Raw genomic sequence first — 19,773 nt, forward strand, 5'->3', positions numbered from 1 at the left:
TTGAACATCTTCAATATTGCAGTTATGCATATTAAAAGAGATTTCAGGGACGTAAGAACTTTAGTTTTTATGTTAGCATTTCCGATTGTACTAATGCTTGTGTTAGGAACAGCGTTAACGAATGCATTTGATAGCGATAGTCAAGCGATTAAAGATATACAAGTGCTCTACAAAGATGAAACGAGTAGCACATTTTCTCAAACGTTCGAAGCATTTACGAAAGAAGTCGATAAATCGGGTATTCATTTTAAAAAAGCTTCCGGCAGTATAGATGGGAAAGAAGAAGTGAAGCAAAATAAATATGCTGCTTATGTAGAATTAAATAAAGATGGTGCGAAATTTTACGGAAGTGACAAAAGTAGTATTGAGGGAAGTATTGTGGAAGGCATGCTTACAACATTTATTGATAAGTACAATGTAGCGGCCGAAGTTGCAAAAGTTGATCCTAGTAAGGTGGGCACGGTTATTTCAAGCGGAAATCATAATGATTATATAAAAGAAACATCTTTACAAGCTGCACAAAAGCCAGGTTCTATGGATTACTACGCGGTTGTAATGACAACGATGATTGCACTATATGCTGCGATGGGAGCGAGTTCTTTAATTCGAGGAGAACGAATACGTAAAACAGGAGATCGTCTCATTGCTGCACCTATAAGTAAGGCTGAAATATTCATTGGAAAAGTACTTGGTAGCCTAGTAGCAAATGCTCTGTGCATATTACTCGTCATGTTATTTAGTAAATTTGTTTTTCAAGCGAATTGGGGCGACCATCTTGGAATCATATTTCTTATTTTATTAACACAAATTTTTCTAGCAATTAGCTTCGGTTTAGGAATTGGATATATTACAAAAACACCGGAATCATCTAGAGCGATTATTATGGTTATTGTGCAATTAGCCTCTATTTTTGGTGGTGCATATTTCGTAATAGAAGAAAATTTCGTTACGAATTTATCACCATTAACGTGGGCAAACACAGCTGTTATGAAAATTATTTATGCAAATGATGTAGGAGCAGCACTACCGGTAATATGTTTAAACCTTGGCATTTCAGCACTCTTTTTATTAATTGCAATTATTGCATTACGTAGACGGGAGGGGCTATAGTATGAAAGATATTTTATGGCTCATACAAAAAACGTTATCTGTCCTTTTGAAAAATAAAAAAGGGTTATTCATTATTATTAGTTTGCCGATAATCGGAACACTAATCTCCTTCTCGATGTATGGGAATATGGGGCAAGGGACGTTAAATATCGGGGTTATTAATAAAGAAAATCAATCTATAGCAAATGATACGGTGAAATTTTTAGAAGGATTAAATCATGTAAAGGTAAGTAAAATTAAAGAATCTGAAGTAGAAGATAAACTCACTTCCAAAAAACTTGATGGAGTTATTACATTAGATTCTGGTTTTTCAAAAAGTGTTCGAGAAGGGAAACCAAATCATATTGAAATTTCATCGATTAAAGGTGATCAAGTAACAGGATTTATAAAATCATATTTATACAATTATATTGATAATGTAGCAGCTATTAGTAAAGTAGCAGGAACAGATCAAAGTGCATTTGATACTATGTACGCAGGATATCAAAAAGGTTCATTTAAAATGAAAACTGAGACGCTAGAAGATACTTCGAAAAATAAAGATATGACAAACCAAACGATGGGTTACCTTATTATGTTTATGCTATTTTCAGCAGCGAACTTATCAGGTTATATTTTAAAAGAAAAAGAAAATAGAACGTATTTTAGACTCTTATCAACGCCGATAGATGGGAAGAAATTCATATTATCTAATGTCGGGGTAAATATGCTGCTATTAACAGTACAAATTCTGATTACAATCTTATTCCTAACGAATATTTTTCATATAAATATCAATATGCCTTTCATAGTGATGATTGGTGTACTCATGCTATTTGCTTTAATAGCGATTGGAATATCGTTAGTCCTTGTCGCTTTTTCGAAAAACTCAGCATCAGCAAATGCACTGCAAAATATGATCATTGTACCGACATGTTTACTGGCTGGATGTTATTTTCCATATGACATTATGCCGAAAGCAGTGCAAAAAGTAGCTGATTTTCTTCCACAGAGATGGCTATTAGACACAGTATCAAAACTACAACAAGGAATTCCGATTTCAGATTTGTATTTAAATATTTTAATCTTATTTGCCTTTGCGGTAGCATTCTTCTTAATTGCTATTTATAAGTTTGGAAGAAATAATGATGCGAGAAACTTTGTTTAATATGAAAAGGGTGTGACGTTAAGTCGCATCCTTTTTTGTATGAAGCATGAAATCTAAATTTGAATGACAAAATAGAAAGGTGGAAAGAAAATGAGCGGAAGGAAATCAAAATGATTAAAAAAATATTGCGAGTTACTTCTATTGTAATTACTATTTTCGTTTTTGTTTTAATTTGGATGCATATTGACGTTACGCTCGGAAGAAAAATGGAAGTCGGGAAAAATATGCCGACAGAGTACGCTCCTCATTATAGTGATTTTCAATTATATGTAGAAGGAAAGTCATTTTATAAACAGTTATTTACTGATATAAGAGAGGCGAAGCAATCTATTTACACGTACTTTTTTATTTTGTCGGATGATAAAAGTAGCCATACTTTTTTAAACTTATTAAAAGAGAAGGCAAAAGAAGGAGTAAACGTCTATTTATCAGTTGATCGCATTAATGATTTATCATTTGAAAGAAAGATGAAAAATGAATTGCGGGAAAGTGGTGTGCATTTTACATATAGTAGAAAACCTGAATTGCCATTCGGATTTTATTCACTTCACCATCGTAATCATCGCCGTATTACGACCATTGATGGCGAGATTGGCTATACCGGTGGTTTTAATATGGGAGATGAGTACTTAGGAAAAGATAAACGATTTGGATATTGGCGTGATTATCATGTGCGGCTTAGAGGAGAAGGAGCGAAAGATTTAGAAGAGCAATTCGCTTTAGATTGGAAACGAGATACGAAAGAACATATAAAAAGAAGTACGAATAAAGCTAGTAAAGGGAACACATTACATACGATGACTAACTATAATGGACATTACGTCGCTGAAAAGTATATCGAATTAATAAAACAAGCGAAGCATTCAATTGTCATTACAACACCTTATTTTATAGCGAAAAATAAAGAATTTATGAATGCTTTAATGGAAGCGCAAAAACGTGGTGTCACAGTGAAAATACTTTGGTCATATAAACCAGATATTCCTCTCATTAAAGAGGCAGCGTATCCTTATATTCGTCAAGCTGTTAATAATGGGATTAAAGTATATGGTTATAAAAAAGGAATGTTTCATGGAAAGTTAATGCTGATTGATAATGAACTAACTGTTATCGGTACAACGAACATAACGGCACGTAGCTTTTATATTAATGATGAGATGAACTTGTATATTCACGGTGGGACTATCGTATCAGAAGTGAATGAGGCGTTAACAAAAGATTTTCGTGATTCAAAAGAGATGACGAAAGAGTTTTTTGAGACGTTATCGTTTTGGGAGCGGTGTAAGGAGAAATTAGCAGGATTGGTGGATTTTTATTTATAAAGGTTAATGGAAAAGGGTGTCTTTTATAGACACCCTTTTTAATGAGAAATCATTAGTTTTCATGCATAAGCAATGAAGCATCATCATTAATCAATGTCCCCACATGCTCACCTAAGCAAATTCTTTTCATAACTCCAGGCTCATCAAAGTTAAAGACGTGTGCTGGCAAATTATAATCACGGGCAAGTAATAAAGCGGCTTGATCCATTACTTGTATGTTTTGCCTAACGATGTCGTTATAGTTTAGTTTTCTGTACATTTTTGCTGATTTATTATGTTTTGGATCACTAGTAAAGACGCCATCTACTCCTTGTTTTGCGACTAATATAGCGTCACTATTCATTTCAATGGCTCTTTGGACACTTGGATAATCTGTCGTAACAAATGGTTGCCCGTTACCACCTCCAAAGATAATGATATAACCGTTATCTAAATGATGTACTGCGCGTAGGCGGATATATGGTTCAGCTACAGCATTAAACGGGATGGAAGTCATAACGCGTACTTCTTTATTTGTTTTACTTGTTAAAACGCCGCGTAGCATTAGACTGTTGATAATTGTACCTAACGTACCGATATTATCAGCTTCTACACGATCAATTCCCCATTCTTCAGCTAAATGGCCTCTGAAAATGTTACCGCCTCCGATGACAATAGATACCTCGATACCTAAATCAACAATGGATAAAATCTCGTTTGCGATATGTTCTAATCTTTTGGAGTTAAAGCTATTTCCGGTTTGATCGGCAAGTGCACCGCCGCTTAATTTAATTAAGACACGTTTATATGGCCTCATAACAATTCCCCCTATATAGATCGCAATAAAAAAGGAACAAAGGCAAATGCCTTTGTTCCTTTTTTAGAAAATGAAAAAGAAAAGAAGAAGATAAGACGAATTTTTGTACATAATTTTTCATATCATCCACTCCTTTTCATTTCGATTTGTTGTAAGTGTATATCTTTTTGATTATACGAAACAATCTGATTACTTATCAAGTATATTTTATTTCTTTTTAATGAAAAGGTGTCAATGAAAAAGAAAAGAAAAATTTTCGAATTTTTCGTGACGAACTTGTAGGTTTTTGTATGATTTTGTAGGTTCGCCTATAAGATGTGTGAGTAAGCTTTTATAAATACGAAATGAAAGCGTTCGCATGAAGGGGATGAACATAAATGAAAAAATTCGGATTGGCAACACAAATTTTTGTCGCGCTTGTTTTAGGGATTGTAGTAGGGGCAATCTTTTATGGCAATAAAACGGCGATTTCTTATATCACACCAATTGGGGATATATTTATTCACTTAATTAAAATGATTGTAGTACCAATTGTTATTTCAGCATTAATTGTTGCGGTAGCTGGTGTAGGAGATATGAAGAAGCTTGGGAAACTGGGCGGTAAGACAATTCTTTATTTCGAAATTATTACGACGATTGCTATTTTAATGGGATTACTTGCGGCGAATATATTCCAACCAGGTACTGGCGTTGATATGAGTAACTTACAGCAAAGTGATATTTCTTCTTATAAACAAACAGCAGATGCTACAGAGAAGAAAGGTTTTGCTGAGACAATTGTTCATATTGTACCGAAAAACGTATTTGAATCGATTGCACAAGGTGACTTATTACCGATTATTTTCTTCTCAGTATTATTCGGTTTAGGAGTTGCGGCAATTGGAGACAAAGGAAAGCCCGTCTTTAACTTCTTTGAAGGTGTACTCGAAGCGATGTTTTGGGTTACAAATCAAGTTATGAAATTTGCACCATTTGGTGTATTCGCATTAATTGCAGTTACGGTTGCAAAATTTGGTGTAGCAACACTACTTCCTTTAGGAAAACTAGTGCTAGCTGTATACGTAACTGTTATACTATTCGTTGTGATTGTATTAGGTATTAATGCACGAATGGTTGGCGTAAACATTTTTACATTAATGAAAATTTTAAAAGAAGAACTTATTCTTTCATTTACGACAGCAAGTTCAGAAGCTGTTTTACCTAATATAATGAGAAAAATGGAAGAGTTCGGTTGTCCAAAGGCAGTTGCCTCTTTCGTTATTCCGACAGGTTATACATTCAACTTGACTGGATCGGCTATTTATCAAGCGTTAGCGGCATTGTTTGTTGCACAAATGTACGGTGTGCACATGTCACTGACAGAGCAAATTACGTTATTATTCGTTCTCATGTTAACATCCAAGGGTATGGCGGGAGTTCCAGGTGCATCGTTCGTTGTTGTATTAGCAACGTTAGGTTCAATGGGATTACCACTAGAAGGTATCGCGTTAATTGCGGGAATTGACCGCATTTTAGATATGATTCGCTCATCTGTCAATGTATTAGGAAATGCATTAGCCGCCATTGTTATGTCGAAGTGGGAAGGCGAATTCGATAATGAGAAAGCAAAACAATATGTAGAAACAGTCAAAGAAACAAAAGCAGCATAAGAAATCGTTAAGGAGTGAATAATCATGGCAACATTAACTGAAGTTAAAAATGGTGTTCGAATTGAAAAAGATTTTTTAGGTGAAAAAGAAGTGCCAAACTATGCGTACTACGGCGTACAAACAATGCGTGCAGTAGAAAACTTCCCAATTACAGGATACAAAATCCATGAAGGCTTAATTAAAGCATTCGCAATTGTAAAAAAGGCTGCAGCGCTTGCTAATACAGATGTAGGAAGATTGGAATTGAACAAGGGCGGCGCGATCGCAGAAGCCGCTCAAGAAATTCTTGATGGAAAATGGCATGATCATTTCATCGTAGATCCAATCCAAGGCGGAGCAGGTACTTCAATGAATATGAATGCAAATGAAGTCATGGCCAATCGTGCTCTTGAATTATTAGGAATGGAAAAGGGAGACTATCATTATATTAGTCCAAATAGTCATGTAAACATGGCGCAATCAACAAACGATGCATTCCCAACGGCGATTCATATTGCAACATTAAATGCATTAGAAGGCTTATTACAAACGATGGGTTATATGCACGATGTATTTGAATTAAAAGCAGAGCAGTTCGATCATGTTATTAAAATGGGTCGTACACATTTACAAGACGCTGTGCCAATTCGTCTTGGACAAGAATTTAAAGCGTATTCTCGCGTACTTGAACGTGATATGAAACGTATCAAGCAATCACGTCAACATCTATATGAAGTAAATATGGGAGCAACTGCAGTTGGTACAGGCTTAAATGCAGATCCAGAATATATTGAAGCAGTTGTAAAACATTTAGCTACAATTAGTGAACTGCCACTTGTTGGTGCAGAAGACTTAGTAGATGCAACGCAAAATACGGATGCATACACAGAAGTATCAGCAGCACTAAAAGTATGTATGATGAATATGTCTAAAATTGCGAATGACCTTCGCTTAATGGCATCAGGTCCACGTGTTGGCTTAGCGGAAATTATGTTGCCTGCTCGTCAACCAGGTTCATCTATTATGCCAGGGAAAGTAAACCCTGTTATGCCAGAAGTAATTAATCAAATTGCGTTCCAAGTAATTGGTAACGACCATACAATTTGCCTTGCTTCAGAAGCAGGACAATTAGAATTAAACGTTATGGAACCAGTACTTGTTTTCAACTTACTTCAATCTATTAGCATTATGAATAACGGTTTCCGTGCCTTTACAGATAATTGCTTAAAAGGAATTGAAGCGAATGAAGATCGCTTAAAAGAGTATGTTGAGAAGAGTGTAGGAATTATTACAGCCGTGAACCCTCATATCGGTTATGAAGCAGCAGCTCGCGTTGCGAAAGAAGCAATTGCAACAGGTCAATCCGTTCGAGAACTTTGTGTGAAAAACGGTGTACTGTCACAAGAAGACTTAGAGTTAATTCTAGATCCATTCGAAATGACGCACCCAGGGATTGCAGGAGCAACTCTTTTAAAGAAAAATTAAAAGAAGAGGGGGGACAATCCCCTCTTTTTTGTTTACAATATAGAAATGCTATATATGAATAGAGGTAGGGATGTTATGAGTAAGTTTACAGTAGCTTCTAATGGTTCATTAGAAACGACATTAAGAGGAGTAGAAGTATTATCGACACCACTTTTAAATAAAGGGGTCGCTTTCACGCAAGAAGAGAGAGAAGAATTAGGTTTAAAAGGGTTATTACCGCCAGCAGTTTTAACATTAGAAGAACAAGCACGCCGAGCGTATGAACAATTTTGTTCTCAGCCGGATGATTTATTAAAGAACGTATATTTAACAGCGTTACATGATCGAAATGAAGTATTATTTTATCGTATATTAACAAATCACTTACGTGAAATGTTACCAATTGTATATACACCAACAGTCGGTGTAGCAATTCAAAGGTATAGTCATGAATACCGTAAACCGCGTGGTGTGTATTTATCAATTAACGATCCGTCGGGTATCGAAGAAGCATTCGCCAATATCGGTGCAACAGCTGAAAACATTGATTTAGTCGTTGTAACAGATGGAGAAGGCATACTTGGAATTGGTGACTGGGGTGTTGGTGGTATAAACATCGCAATCGGGAAATTAGCTGTTTATACGGCCGCAGTTGGTATCGATCCTAGCCGTGTATTACCGGTAATTTTAGATGTGGGTACAAATCGTGAGGAACTATTAAACAATCCATTTTATATTGGAAATCGTCACCCTCGTATAACTGGTGAAGCTTACGATGAATTTATTGATACATTTGTACAAGCAGTGAATAAACAATTCCCGAAAGCACTTTTACATTGGGAAGACTTTAGCTCTCGAAATGCACGAAAAATTTTAGATAAATATCGTCATGATATTTGTACATTTAATGATGATATTCAAGGTACAGGTGCAGTTTCACTTGCTGCTGTGTTATCGGCAGTGAAAGTTTCGGGTGTACCACTAAGTGAACACCGCGTTGTTGTGTTTGGTGCTGGTACGGCTGGAATCGGTATCGCAGATCAAGTTAGAGATGCAATGGTCCGCGTTGGCGTATCAGAAGAAGAATCATATAAGCGTTTCTGGTGTATTGATCGTAACGGGTTAGTTACAGATAATATGGAAGATCTTCTTGATTTCCAAATTCCATATGCAAGAAAAGAAGCGGAAGTAAGTGAGTGGAAGAAAAATGATATGATCGGACTTGCTGAAGTTGTGAAACATGTAAAACCGACAATTTTAATCGGTACATCAACTGTTGCAGGTGCATTTAAAGAAGAGATTATTAAAGAAATGGCTTCTCACGTAGAAAGACCAATCATTTTACCAATGTCGAATCCGACGCCACTTGCTGAAGCAAAACCAGCTGATTTAATCGAGTGGACAGAAGGAAGAGCATTAGTTGCAACAGGAAGTCCATTTGAACCAGTTACATACAACGGTGTAACGTATGTGATTGGACAATCAAATAATGCACTTATTTTCCCGGGACTTGGTCTTGGAACAATTGTCGTACGTGCAAGCGTCATGACGGATGGAATGTTTGCAGCAGCTGCTGAAGCAGTTGCAAGCATGGTAGATACAAGTCAGCCAGGAGCACCTATCTTACCAGAAGTTGAAGAGTTACGTAATATCTCGGAAATGGTTGCAATTGAAGTAGCGAAAGTTGCCGTTGCAGAAGGTGTTGCTAGAGAGAACTTAAGTGATAACGATATCAAGATTGCAGTGAAAGAAGCAATATGGGAGCCGGAGTACCGCCAAATAAAAGCGGTAGAAAAGGTTAGAATATAGAAATAAAGCCCGTTTATTATAATAAGCGGGCTTTCACTTTTATTGTCGAAAAAAGTATAGGAAGTGGCACCTTTGAATTGGAATCAATTATGGAAGAAAGATATATCCCTTTTAATTATATTAATGGTTGTTGTTCCGATTGCTGGAGAGCTTAATTTTCATCCTTTTAACGATACGTTTCGCGTTAGCTTTGGGACACCGCTTTTCTTCTTTTTATTACTATTTTTAAGAAGAATACCAGCAGCGGCTGCAGGTATTCTTGTCGGTATATGTGTCGTTTTATTCCGTGTATGCCTTGATTGGATCATGCAAGGTTCATTTCATATGACAGAATCATTTTATTTGCGCTATGCTGTGTTCTTTTATTATTTTATTTATGGAAGTCTTTTTTCACTTTTTAGGGTGAATAAGTTTCATCAGAAACCAATTGTTATTGGGTGCCTTGGAATTACAATTGAAATTATCGCAAGTATGTCAGAACTTGCGATTTATCATATGGTAGTGCTCGGTACAACAATAACAGTTTCTGAAGTGAATAAATTAATTATTATTGCTATTTTCCGTAGTTTCTTTGCACTTGGCTTTTTAAATATGATGATTTTATATGAAACGAAATTAAAAGAGTCACAAGTCCGAAAAGAAAATGAAAAAATGTTAATGCACCTTTCAAATTTATATGTAGAATCTGTTCACTTGAAAAAAACGTTACAAAATGCAGAGTTGATTACACAAGAAGCATATCAACTATATCGGAATTTACAGACAAGCGATGATTCTAGCAGTAAAATAGCATTGAAAATAGCGGGAGAAGTACATGAAATAAAAAAGGATAATCAAAGAATTTTTGCAGGGTTATCTAAACTGTTATTAGATAAAAATGTGGCTGAGTATGTAGAAGGTCATGAGCTTACAGAAATGATCGTAAGAATAAATGAGAAATATGCTGAAATGCTAGGGAAAGATATACGTTTTTCTAAACATATAGAAGGTGAACACGCTGCATATCACGTGTATACAGTGCTATCAATCTTTAATAACTTAGTTGCAAATGCAGTGGAAGCAATTGAAGATAGAGGTCTCATTCGTATTAAGTTATATAAACGAGATCAACATGTAATCTTTGAAGTAATTGACGATGGCCCTGGTATTGCACAAAAGTATAAGAAATTAGTATTTAAGCCAGGGTTTACTTCCAAGTATGATCAAACAGGAACACCGTCAACAGGTATTGGACTTTCTTACATACACGAAATGGTTACAGAGCTCGGCGGAGAAGTAAGGTTAGAAGACAATGAAACTGAAAAAGGGTGTAAGTTTATCGTTTGTTTACCGGAGTGCAGTTTAAAGCGGGAAGGGGAATAGGTTTGTTTTATTATATCGTAGATGATGATGAAGTTTTCCGTTCGATGCTTTCGCAAATTATTGAGGATGGCGATCTTGGGGAAGTAATTGGAGAATCGGAAGATGGAGCGTTTATTGAAGCAGAACAGCTAAATTATAAAAAAGTAGATATTTTATTTATTGATTTACTAATGCCGATGAGAGATGGCATTGAAACAGTTCGCCATATAGCATCTTCGTTTTCTGGGAAAATTATTATGATTTCCCAAGTTGAATCGAAACAGCTCATTGGTGAGGCGTATACACTTGGTGTGGAATATTATATTACGAAACCACTAAACAAAATAGAAGTAGTATCTGTTGTACGAAAAGTGATAGAGCGTATTCGTTTGGAACGTTCTATATATGACATTCAAAAATCATTAAATAATGTGTTTCAGTGGGAAAAGCCGCAAATGCGTAGTGAAACAGTGCAAGAAGGAAAAAAGATATCAGATTCAGGACGCTTCTTACTAGCAGAACTCGGTATTGCGGGAGAGAACGGAAGTAAAGATTTACTTAGTATGCTGGAATATTTATATGGACAAGAAAAGGCGCAAACATTTGAATTTGGATTTCCTGCTTTAAAAGATATCTTTCACCAAATAACATTAAAAAAATTAGATCATATAACTTCGGATGCAGATATAGATAAGGAGAGAAAAGCATCTGAACAACGTGTAAGAAGAGCAATTTATCAATCCTTGAATCATTTAGCTTCCCTTGGACTGACAGACTTTTCAAATCCGAAATTTGAAAGTTATGCTCCGAAGTTTTTTGATTTCACTGTAGTTAGAAAGCGGATGACAGAAATGACAAAGGATGAAGTAGCAACTTCTGGCCATATACGAATTAATACGAAGAAATTTATTCAGGTGCTGTATTTTGAAGCGAAACGGTTGATGGAGATAGAGTGAAGAAGGTGCTTATAAATAAGTACCTTTTTTTGTTAAATCTATATTTTATATTTTCTCGTTGAGCATGTAAAATGTTAAGTAAGAGAAAATGGTTTTACATTAAGGAAGTGTCAAAACAATGAGCTTTACATTAAATAAATCGATTATAAAAGAAGTATGCGGAGAGACCTCATATAAAAGAGGCGAAGCTTATTATAAAGCAAATAAAGTAATTGTGAATCATTATGATGAAACGAAAGAAATTTGTGAGGCGACGGTAAAAGGGAATGAAGATTTTCATGTTACAGTAGAAAAAGCTAAAAAAGGTGATGTAGTTGCGAGATGCAGTTGTCCTTCATTAGCGTCTTTTCAAACGTACTGTCAACATGTTGCAGCCGTACTAATACAAATAAATTATAATCAGCAAACGGGTGGCATGGGCTCTGTTAGTAGCAGAAGTGATCAATTAACAAACGGGATGTTTCAGTTGTTTGCAGAAAAACCACTGAGGCCCAAAAGTAAACAACACCGTTTTGATACACGTGAAATATTAGATGTGGCGTTTATCTGTTCACCAGTAGCAACGAAAAGCGGTGGGGCCCTTCTTGGAATTCAGTTAAAACTTGCGAAAACATATTTTATAAATCAGATTAGAGAATTTCTTTCTAAAGTGGAGAAAAGAGAGACTTTTCATTGTTCCAATGAATTTACATACACGCCAGATGTACATAGTTTTAAACAAGAAACGGACGCGATTATACAACAACTCATTAAAATATATCATAACGAAAAAATGTATGAAGATGCACTAGAAGTACATGCGAAACAAGATGAAAGTATGATATTCATACCGCCAGCTTCGTGGAAAGATATGCTCTCTTCACTTTCTAAAGTTGAGTATGTACAACTGAAACAAAATGAACAACAGTTTCAGGGCTTACAAATTTCAAACGGTTTATTGCCATTACATTTTGAGTTTACGAAAGGAAATAATGGTGGATTCACACTTCATATAGACGGCCTAAATCGTGTTCAAGTTATGGAAATGTATAACAACGCTCTTTACGATGGGAAATTATATCATTTACCTATGGAAGATTGTATGCGACTTATTGAATTGCAAAAGATGATGAATCGCTCAAATAGCAATCAGTTTTATATTCCTGAAAGTAAGATGGAACATTTTGTAGCGAAAGTTGTGCCAGGATTAATGAAACTTGGAACGGTACGAATTGATAAAGTAATATCAGATCGTGTTGAAACGCCGTCGCTAAAAGCAAAACTGTATTTAGATCGTGTGAAAAATCGTTTGTTAGCAGGTCTTGAATTTCATTATGGAAACGTCATGATCAATCCGTTAGAAGAAGACGGACAGCCGTCTGTTTTTAATCGTGATGAGAAAAAGGAAAAAGAGATTTTAGACGTTATGAGTGAAAGTGCCTTTGCGAAAACAGAAGGCGGTTACTTTATGCATAATGAAGAGGCGGAGTATAACTTTTTATATCACGTCGTTCCGTCGTTAAAAGGATTAGTTGATATTTATGCGACGACAGCAATTAAATTACGTATTCATAAAGGGGATACAGCACCACTTATTAGAGTGAGAAGAAAAGAAAGAATTGATTGGTTATCATTTCGTTTTGATATAAAAGGAATACCGGAAGCAGAAATTAAAGGTGTATTAGTCGCTCTTGAAGAGAAACGCAAATATTACCGATTAGCGAATGGTTCTTTATTATCACTAGAGAGCAAAGAGTTTAATGAAATTAATCAGTTTGTAAAAGAATCGGGTATTCGAAAAGAATTTTTACACGGGGAAGAAGTGAATGTTCCGCTTATTCGGAGTGTGAAATGGATGAGTGGACTTCACGAAGGTAATGTTTTAAGTTTAGATGAATCTGTGCAAGATTTAGTTGAAAGTATTCAAAATCCGAAAAAATTAAAGTTTACAGTGCCGCAAACTTTACATGCTGTAATGAGAGAGTATCAAGTATACGGATTCGAGTGGATGAAAACACTTGCCCATTACCGTTTTGGTGGTATTTTAGCAGACGATATGGGGCTTGGAAAAACGCTGCAAAGTATTGCTTTTATAGATTCTGTTTTGCCTGAAATTAGAGAGAAGAAGCTGCCTATATTAGTCGTTTCTCCGTCATCTCTTGTTTATAATTGGTTAAGTGAATTGAAAAAATTCGCTCCGCATATTAGAGCAGTGATTGCAGATGGAAATCAAACAGAGCGGCGAAAAATCTTAAAAGATATAGCGGAATTTGATGTCGTAATTACGTCATATCCATTACTGAGAAGAGATATAAGATCGTATGCAAGGCCATTTCATACACTGTTTCTTGATGAAGCACAGGCGTTTAAAAATCCTACAACGCAAACTGCAAGAGCGGTAAAAACGATTCAAGCTGAGTATCGTTTCGGACTAACGGGAACGCCTGTCGAAAATTCATTAGAAGAGTTATGGTCTATCTTCCATGTCGTATTTCCGGAATTATTACCAGGAAGAAAAGAATTCGGTGATTTAAGGCGCGAAGATATAGCGAAGCGCATTAAACCTTTCGTATTAAGACGATTAAAAGAAGACGTATTACAGGAGCTTCCAGATAAAATAGAGCACTTACAGTCATCGGAGTTATTACCAGATCAAAAGAGGCTTTATGCTGCTTATTTAGCGAAGTTAAGAGAAGAAACGTTAAAACATTTAGATAAAGATACGTTACGTAAAAATAAAATTAGAATTTTAGCTGGTTTAACGAGACTGCGACAAATTTGTAATCATCCGGCTTTATTCGTTGATGATTATAAGGGGAGTTCAGCTAAATTTGAACAACTGTTAGAGATACTAGAGGAATGTAGAAGTACTGGTAAGAGAATTTTAATCTTTTCTCAATTTACGAAGATGCTGTCTATTATTGGTCGTGAGTTAAATCGTCAAGCGATTCCATACTTTTATTTAGACGGGAGTACACCATCACAAGAACGTGTAGAGCTATGTAATCGATTTAACGAGGGGGAAGGGGATCTATTTCTCATTTCTTTAAAAGCTGGTGGTACGGGTCTTAACTTAACGGGTGCCGATACGGTTATATTATACGATTTATGGTGGAATCCAGCTGTTGAACAACAAGCAGCAGATAGAGCATATCGAATGGGACAAAAAAATACAGTACAAGTTATAAAATTAGTAGCCCACGGAACAATTGAGGAAAAAATGCATGAACTGCAAGAGAGTAAGAAAAATTTAATCGCTCAAGTGATTGAGCCGGGAGAAGAGAAATTATCATCAATCACGGAGGAAGAAATTCGAGATATTTTAATGATTTAATATAAAAAGCTATGCCTTCAAATGTATGAGTGCATAGCTTTTTTGTTGTAATAATTATATTTTGTTTTGTACAAAGTAAAGAAATCAAATGTTATTTAAATTACTTCTTTGTACCTTTACTTTTGTATGGCTTTGCAGCTGCCTTTTTCTTTGCACTTGATTGCCAACGATTCCATCCTTTACTTCCTGTACCTTGCCCTACACCTTTTTTCGGTTTTGCTTTCGTTTTACTCATATGATCACTCCGTTATATAAAAATCTTATTTGATAATAGTCAATGATTTAGAAAATACTCTTTATAAATGACTATGATTACTTTAAGTGAAAATAAACTGCTTGAATGCTATAGTATAACATGAATTTGCAAGTAAACTGAAAGGAATTACAAAGAAAGTGAAAATAATACGAAATACTGCGGATTCTATATTTCGAACGATTACATTACTTGTTGTGTATATGTTAGTCTCGGTTAGTGAAACGTTTTTTGGATTGACAAGGCAAAAGAAGTGAAGATGTTATATTGAAAACAATCAATAAAGCCGTAAAATAAAGAATTGAAAAATATTTTTAAATTTTTGTTGACTTTCTTTATTTTTTGTATAGAATAATCATTAATAAAATGTTTCAGAGATGTGACAACAAAACGACTATGAAAGGACGAGTAGTAGTAGGATGTAGTCTAAGCGAGTCAGGGGTGGTGTGAGCCTGATACGAAGCCTATTATGAAGAACCTCCTGGAGTTGCTAACCGAAATCCTTTACAGGAAAGTAGACTTAGCCGGGAACTTCGCCGTTACAAGAAGAACAGTATCGAGATATTTCATCTCCGTATTGTATAAGTGAGCAACCTCTGTTGCTAATTTGGGTGGTACCGCGGAACCAAAGTCTTTCGTCCCAGTTTTTTGGGAAAGAAGGGCTTTTTTTGTTGGCTTCTTTTCACAACATCCAAACATTTTAGGAGGAAACCACCATGTATCAATCATTAATGACAGTAAGAGAGACTCAAATCGCAATTAAGGAAGTTAAAACATTTTTCGAGGATCAATTAGCAAAACGCCTTGAACTATTCCGCGTATCTGCACCATTATTCGTAACGAAAAAATCAGGATTAAACGATCACTTAAACGGTGTAGAACGCCCAATTGAATTTGATATGTTACATTCAGGAGAAGAATTAGAAATTGTTCACTCACTAGCGAAGTGGAAAAGATTCGCATTACATGAATACGGATATGAAGCTGGTGAAGGTTTATATACAAACATGAACGCGATTCGTCGTGATGAAGAACTTGATGCAACACATTCCATTTACGTTGACCAATGGGATTGGGAAAAAATCGTTCAAAAAGAATGGCGTACTGTAGACTACTTACAAAAAACAGTACAAACAATTTATGGAATATTCAAAGATTTAGAAGACCACTTATTTGAAAAGTATCCGTTCCTTGGAAAGTATTTACCAGAAGAAATTGTTTTCATCACTTCCCAAGAACTAGAAGATAAATATCCAGAATTAACACCGAAAGATCGTGAACATGCAATTGCGAAAGAGCATGGTGCAGTATTCATTATCGGAATTGGTGATGCACTTCGTTCAGGTGAAAAGCATGATGGACGCGCAGCTGATTATGATGATTGGAAATTAAACGGTGACATTTTATTCTGGCACCCAGTATTACAATCTTCATTCGAATTATCATCAATGGGAATTCGTGTTGATAGTAAATCACTTGATGAGCAGTTAACGAAAACAGGTGAAGACTTCAAACGTGAGTATGATTTCCATAAAGGTATTTTAGAAGACGTACTACCATTAACAATTGGCGGTGGTATTGGACAATCTAGAATGTGCATGTACTTCTTACGAAAAGCACATATCGGTGAAGTTCAATCTTCTGTATGGCCTGACGATTTACGTGAAGCTTGCAAGAAGGAAAACATTCATCTGTTTTAATAGAAGAGAGAGGATAACTCAAAGAGTTATTCTCTCTTTTTTATTGTGTAAACGAATGGTTTACAGTGAATTTTACCAATAGTTTCTTTCTTTTTTATCTCCTATTATGTAATAATTTGTTAAAGGAGGGGACGTTATGAGCTTAGGACAACAACTTAAAAAATTAAGAGAATCAAAAGGATTTTCACAAGAAGATGTTGCTAAAAAAATTGGTGTGACAAGGCAAGCTGTGTATAAATGGGAACATGATAAAAGCTGTCCGGATATTGATAATTTAATTTTGCTTAGCGAAATGTATAATGTTACGCTCGATGAGTTAATAAAAGGGAACCGAAATTTAAAAGAGAAAATACATATTGATGAAGATGAGTATTTTGAGAAAGAGAATGAGTTTGGTTTTTATATTGGGTTTGGTTTGCTAATTGTGAGTGCTTTCGTTGATTATGAAGGAATGCAAGAGATCTTATTAGGAATAGCACTATTCATGATGGTTTTTTACTCTGACGTGAAGAAAGTTATTTTGAATGAGTTCAGATCGTTTTTTAAAAGAAAAGATATATATGATAAAAAGTGAGAAGAGCTAGTTATATTTCTTAGGAAAGAGTATAACAAGTAATTGAATTGTTTTATAATGATTTCGGGATGTTGATAGTATGTTAAAAAGCTCAAACAAGTATAACCCCGTTTTAAAGCTAGGACGGGGTTGAAAATCTAAGTTTTATTAATCAAGAAGTTCTTTTAAATATTTTTATTTCAGTAAAGACTTCTTATAAAACATTACTTACTTGTTACCGAGTTGTTCCGCTAAACCGATTAAAATTCCTTCGGTTCCACGAATGTAGCAGAGTCGATATGAGTTCTCGTACTGAACTACTTCGCCAACGAGTTGAGCACCATGCTTAATCAGTCTCGATACCATTTCGTCAATGTCTTCGACAGTGAACATGACGCGCAAATAACCGAGGGTGTTTACAGGAGCTGTCCGGTGATCTGCTATAGTAGATGGTGTGAGAAATCGAGAAAGTTCAATTCGGCTATGGCCATCTGGGGTCACCATCATAGCAATCTCCACGCACTGAGAACCGAGTCCGGTTACGCGACCAGCCCATTCACCTTCGACAGTAGCTCGCCCTTCGAGTTTTAATCCAATCTCTTCGAAGAAAGATATTGCGTTATCAAGGGATTCTACAACGATGCTGACATTGTCCATTCTTAGTAATCTGTTGTTTGCCATAGTCTTTATCTCCTTATATGTATAAATTTATTATTTAATTCTCCCCATAATTATACTAAAATCTCTTCTAAATAAAAAACACCTTGTCACAGTGTAGGGAAATGTGACAAGGTGTTTTCAGGTATAGTATATAACATCTTGTTAACGAACAACACTTCGAAAACCTTCTACTACTGAGATACGCATGAACTTTATTTCGTGAATGCTATTATGTTCAAGTAGTTTCAAGAATTTGATACTGTAATTGCTATTCGATAGAATAACTTCGACTTTCCCACAAAACAGTCCTACCCTGTTTCTATTTATATAGGAAGAAAATAGATTCATATAATTTGTTTTAAGTGTTACTAGTGGAAATTAACTCATCTGCACTAAAGGCTCAATTTTTGCCATAAATGATTGATGCAGCGCCTCAACACCTGTTACTAAATGAAGGCGGTCAATAACGACAGATACTTTAATTTCTGATGTACTTACCATTTTAATATGAATATCTTCTTCTTTTAAAGTAGTGAACATATTCGCAGCAACTCCTGGATTAGAGACCATACCAGATCCTACAATGGATACTTTTGCTAAATGATTTTCATATTCTACAGATTCATAGTGAAGTGTTTCTTGATTTTGTTCCAATACCTCTAATGTTTCTTTTAAATCATTAGAATGGATTGAGAAGGAGAGGTGAACAGTTCCTTCATTTGTAATACTTTGAATGATGATATCTACATTAATATGTGCTGTTGCCAATGTAGAGAAAACTGTTGAAAGTGCACCTTGTTCCAATCCTTTCATTGTGACGCGTGTAATATTATCTTCAAATGCAATACCTTTAACGATTGATTGTTGTTCCATGTTACATTCTCCTTTTACAATTGTTCCGTTTTCTTGTTCCATACTTGAGCGAACTTCTAACATGACATTATGATTTTTAGCAAACTCAACAGCACGCGGGTGTAATACACCAGCACCGAGGTTTGCTAGTTCTAGCATTTCGTCATAAGAAATTTCATCTAATTTATAAGCATCTTTTACAACTCGTGGGTCCGTCGTATATACACCGGTCACATCCGTGTAAATATCACATTTTTTTGCTTTCAGTGCAGCAGCTAATGCAACAGCAGTTGTATCAGAACCACCGCGGCCAAGCGTTGTAATTTCATGGTTTTCGCTGATTCCTTGGAAGCCAGCTACAATAACAATCGTGCCTTCAGTAAGATAAGACTGAATTCGATCTGTATGAATTTCAGTAATCCGTGCACTACTATGTACAGATTCTGTCGTAATACCAGCTTGCCATCCAGTTAATGAAATTGCGTTATAGCCTTTTGCTTGTAGTGCCATCGTTAATAATGAAATAGTCACTTGCTCTCCTGTTGATAGAAGCATATCCATTTCGCGTTTACTCGGATTTTCTGAAATCGCGTTAGCAAGTGCTACGAGTTCATCTGTGCTTTTTCCCATTGCTGAAACGACAGAGACGATGCTATGTCCTCGTTCATATTCTTCAATAATTAAATTTGCTACATGTTGAATGCGCTCAACGCTTCCAACAGAAGTGCCACCAAATTTTTGTACAATCGTTTCCATTACGAATTCCTTCTTTCATCCATTTTTAAGAATAGATTAGGACATATATAGATCCCAATATTCCTGTAGTTACCAGAGAAAAACAAAAAACACCATCTCAAATAAGTGAGGAT

15 protein-coding genes and 1 other annotated feature are annotated in these 19,773 nt (G+C 35.5%); of the genes, 11 read left to right on the top strand and 4 right to left on the bottom strand.

From position 1 onward, the window contains the following. From MKX31_RS06960 to cls, 3 genes are all read left to right on the top strand, one after another. Window positions 1-1,110 carry an ABC transporter permease gene (locus MKX31_RS06960; protein ID WP_064476474.1) on the top strand — a complete coding sequence of 370 codons (1,110 nt, stop codon included), beginning with the start codon at window positions 1-3 and terminating at the stop codon, window positions 1,108-1,110. Between the two features lies 1 nt (window position 1,111). Then, window positions 1,112-2,257 (top strand): ABC transporter permease, encoded by a 1,146-nt coding sequence (locus tag MKX31_RS06965; RefSeq protein WP_000651861.1) that lies wholly within the window; start codon window positions 1,112-1,114, stop codon window positions 2,255-2,257. A 110-nt stretch (window positions 2,258-2,367) separates the two neighbouring features. After that, entirely contained in the window at window positions 2,368-3,579 is a 1,212-nt protein-coding gene (gene cls / locus MKX31_RS06970; protein WP_064476473.1) for a cardiolipin synthase, read from the top strand. A 52-nt stretch (window positions 3,580-3,631) separates the two neighbouring features. Here the strand turns inward: cls and pyrH are convergent, their stop codons facing one another. Further along, window positions 3,632-4,375, bottom strand: coding sequence for a UMP kinase (gene pyrH / locus MKX31_RS06975; protein ID WP_064476472.1), 744 nt, complete (start codon window positions 4,373-4,375; stop codon window positions 3,632-3,634). 377 nt (window positions 4,376-4,752) lie between these two features. Here pyrH and MKX31_RS06980 point away from each other — a divergent pair, with 377 nt between their 5' ends. The 6 genes from MKX31_RS06980 to MKX31_RS07005 all read left to right on the top strand — a co-directional run bounded on the left by MKX31_RS06980 (window position 4,753) and on the right by MKX31_RS07005 (window position 14,886). Then, the gene (locus MKX31_RS06980; RefSeq protein ID WP_000713278.1) at window positions 4,753-6,024 is read left to right on the top strand and encodes a cation:dicarboxylate symporter family transporter; all 1,272 of its coding nucleotides are present in this window, start codon (window positions 4,753-4,755) and stop codon (window positions 6,022-6,024) included. 24 nt (window positions 6,025-6,048) lie between these two features. Next, entirely contained in the window at window positions 6,049-7,488 is a 1,440-nt protein-coding gene (gene aspA / locus MKX31_RS06985; RefSeq protein ID WP_000224183.1) for an aspartate ammonia-lyase, read from the top strand. 75 nt (window positions 7,489-7,563) lie between these two features. Continuing rightward, window positions 7,564-9,276, top strand: a complete 1,713-nt coding sequence (malS, locus tag MKX31_RS06990; protein WP_142289438.1) for an oxaloacetate-decarboxylating malate dehydrogenase — start codon at window positions 7,564-7,566, stop codon at window positions 9,274-9,276. A 63-nt stretch (window positions 9,277-9,339) separates the two neighbouring features. Further along, complete coding sequence (locus tag MKX31_RS06995; protein WP_081257374.1) at window positions 9,340-10,638, top strand: sensor histidine kinase; 1,299 nt, start codon at window positions 9,340-9,342, stop codon at window positions 10,636-10,638. Between the two features lie 2 nt (window positions 10,639-10,640). After that, window positions 10,641-11,573 (top strand): response regulator, encoded by a 933-nt coding sequence (locus MKX31_RS07000; protein WP_064476470.1) that lies wholly within the window; start codon window positions 10,641-10,643, stop codon window positions 11,571-11,573. 118 nt (window positions 11,574-11,691) lie between these two features. After that, the gene (locus MKX31_RS07005; RefSeq protein ID WP_222654992.1) at window positions 11,692-14,886 is read left to right on the top strand and encodes a DEAD/DEAH box helicase; all 3,195 of its coding nucleotides are present in this window, start codon (window positions 11,692-11,694) and stop codon (window positions 14,884-14,886) included. A 100-nt stretch (window positions 14,887-14,986) separates the two neighbouring features. Here the strand turns inward: MKX31_RS07005 and MKX31_RS07010 are convergent, their stop codons facing one another. After that, on the bottom strand, window positions 14,987-15,121 hold the full coding sequence (locus tag MKX31_RS07010; RefSeq protein ID WP_000047588.1) for a DUF3934 domain-containing protein: 135 nt from the start codon (window positions 15,119-15,121) through the stop codon (window positions 14,987-14,989). Between the two features lie 405 nt (window positions 15,122-15,526). After that, window positions 15,527-15,785: a binding site (T-box leader), on the top strand. A 70-nt stretch (window positions 15,786-15,855) separates the two neighbouring features. On the opposite strand from MKX31_RS07010, the gene asnA reads away from it, so the two are divergent. Then, the gene (gene asnA / locus MKX31_RS07015; RefSeq protein WP_061676615.1) at window positions 15,856-16,839 is read left to right on the top strand and encodes an aspartate--ammonia ligase; all 984 of its coding nucleotides are present in this window, start codon (window positions 15,856-15,858) and stop codon (window positions 16,837-16,839) included. Between the two features lie 136 nt (window positions 16,840-16,975). Continuing rightward, a complete protein-coding gene (locus tag MKX31_RS07020; RefSeq protein WP_064476468.1) occupies window positions 16,976-17,413 on the top strand; it encodes a helix-turn-helix domain-containing protein in 438 nt (145 codons plus the stop codon). 207 nt (window positions 17,414-17,620) lie between these two features. Here the strand turns inward: MKX31_RS07020 and MKX31_RS07025 are convergent, their stop codons facing one another. Together MKX31_RS07025 and MKX31_RS07030 are read right to left on the bottom strand one after the other, a co-directional pair. Continuing rightward, entirely contained in the window at window positions 17,621-18,073 is a 453-nt protein-coding gene (locus tag MKX31_RS07025) for a VOC family protein (RefSeq protein WP_064476467.1), read from the bottom strand. Between the two features lie 357 nt (window positions 18,074-18,430). Beyond that, the gene (locus tag MKX31_RS07030; RefSeq protein WP_064476466.1) at window positions 18,431-19,660 is read right to left on the bottom strand and encodes an aspartate kinase; all 1,230 of its coding nucleotides are present in this window, start codon (window positions 19,658-19,660) and stop codon (window positions 18,431-18,433) included. Between the last annotated feature and the right edge of the window lie 113 nt (window positions 19,661-19,773).

Source organism: Bacillus sp. FSL M8-0063 (assembly GCF_038005545.1).
Classification (GTDB): Bacteria; Bacillota; Bacilli; order Bacillales; family Bacillaceae_G; genus Bacillus_A; species Bacillus_A wiedmannii.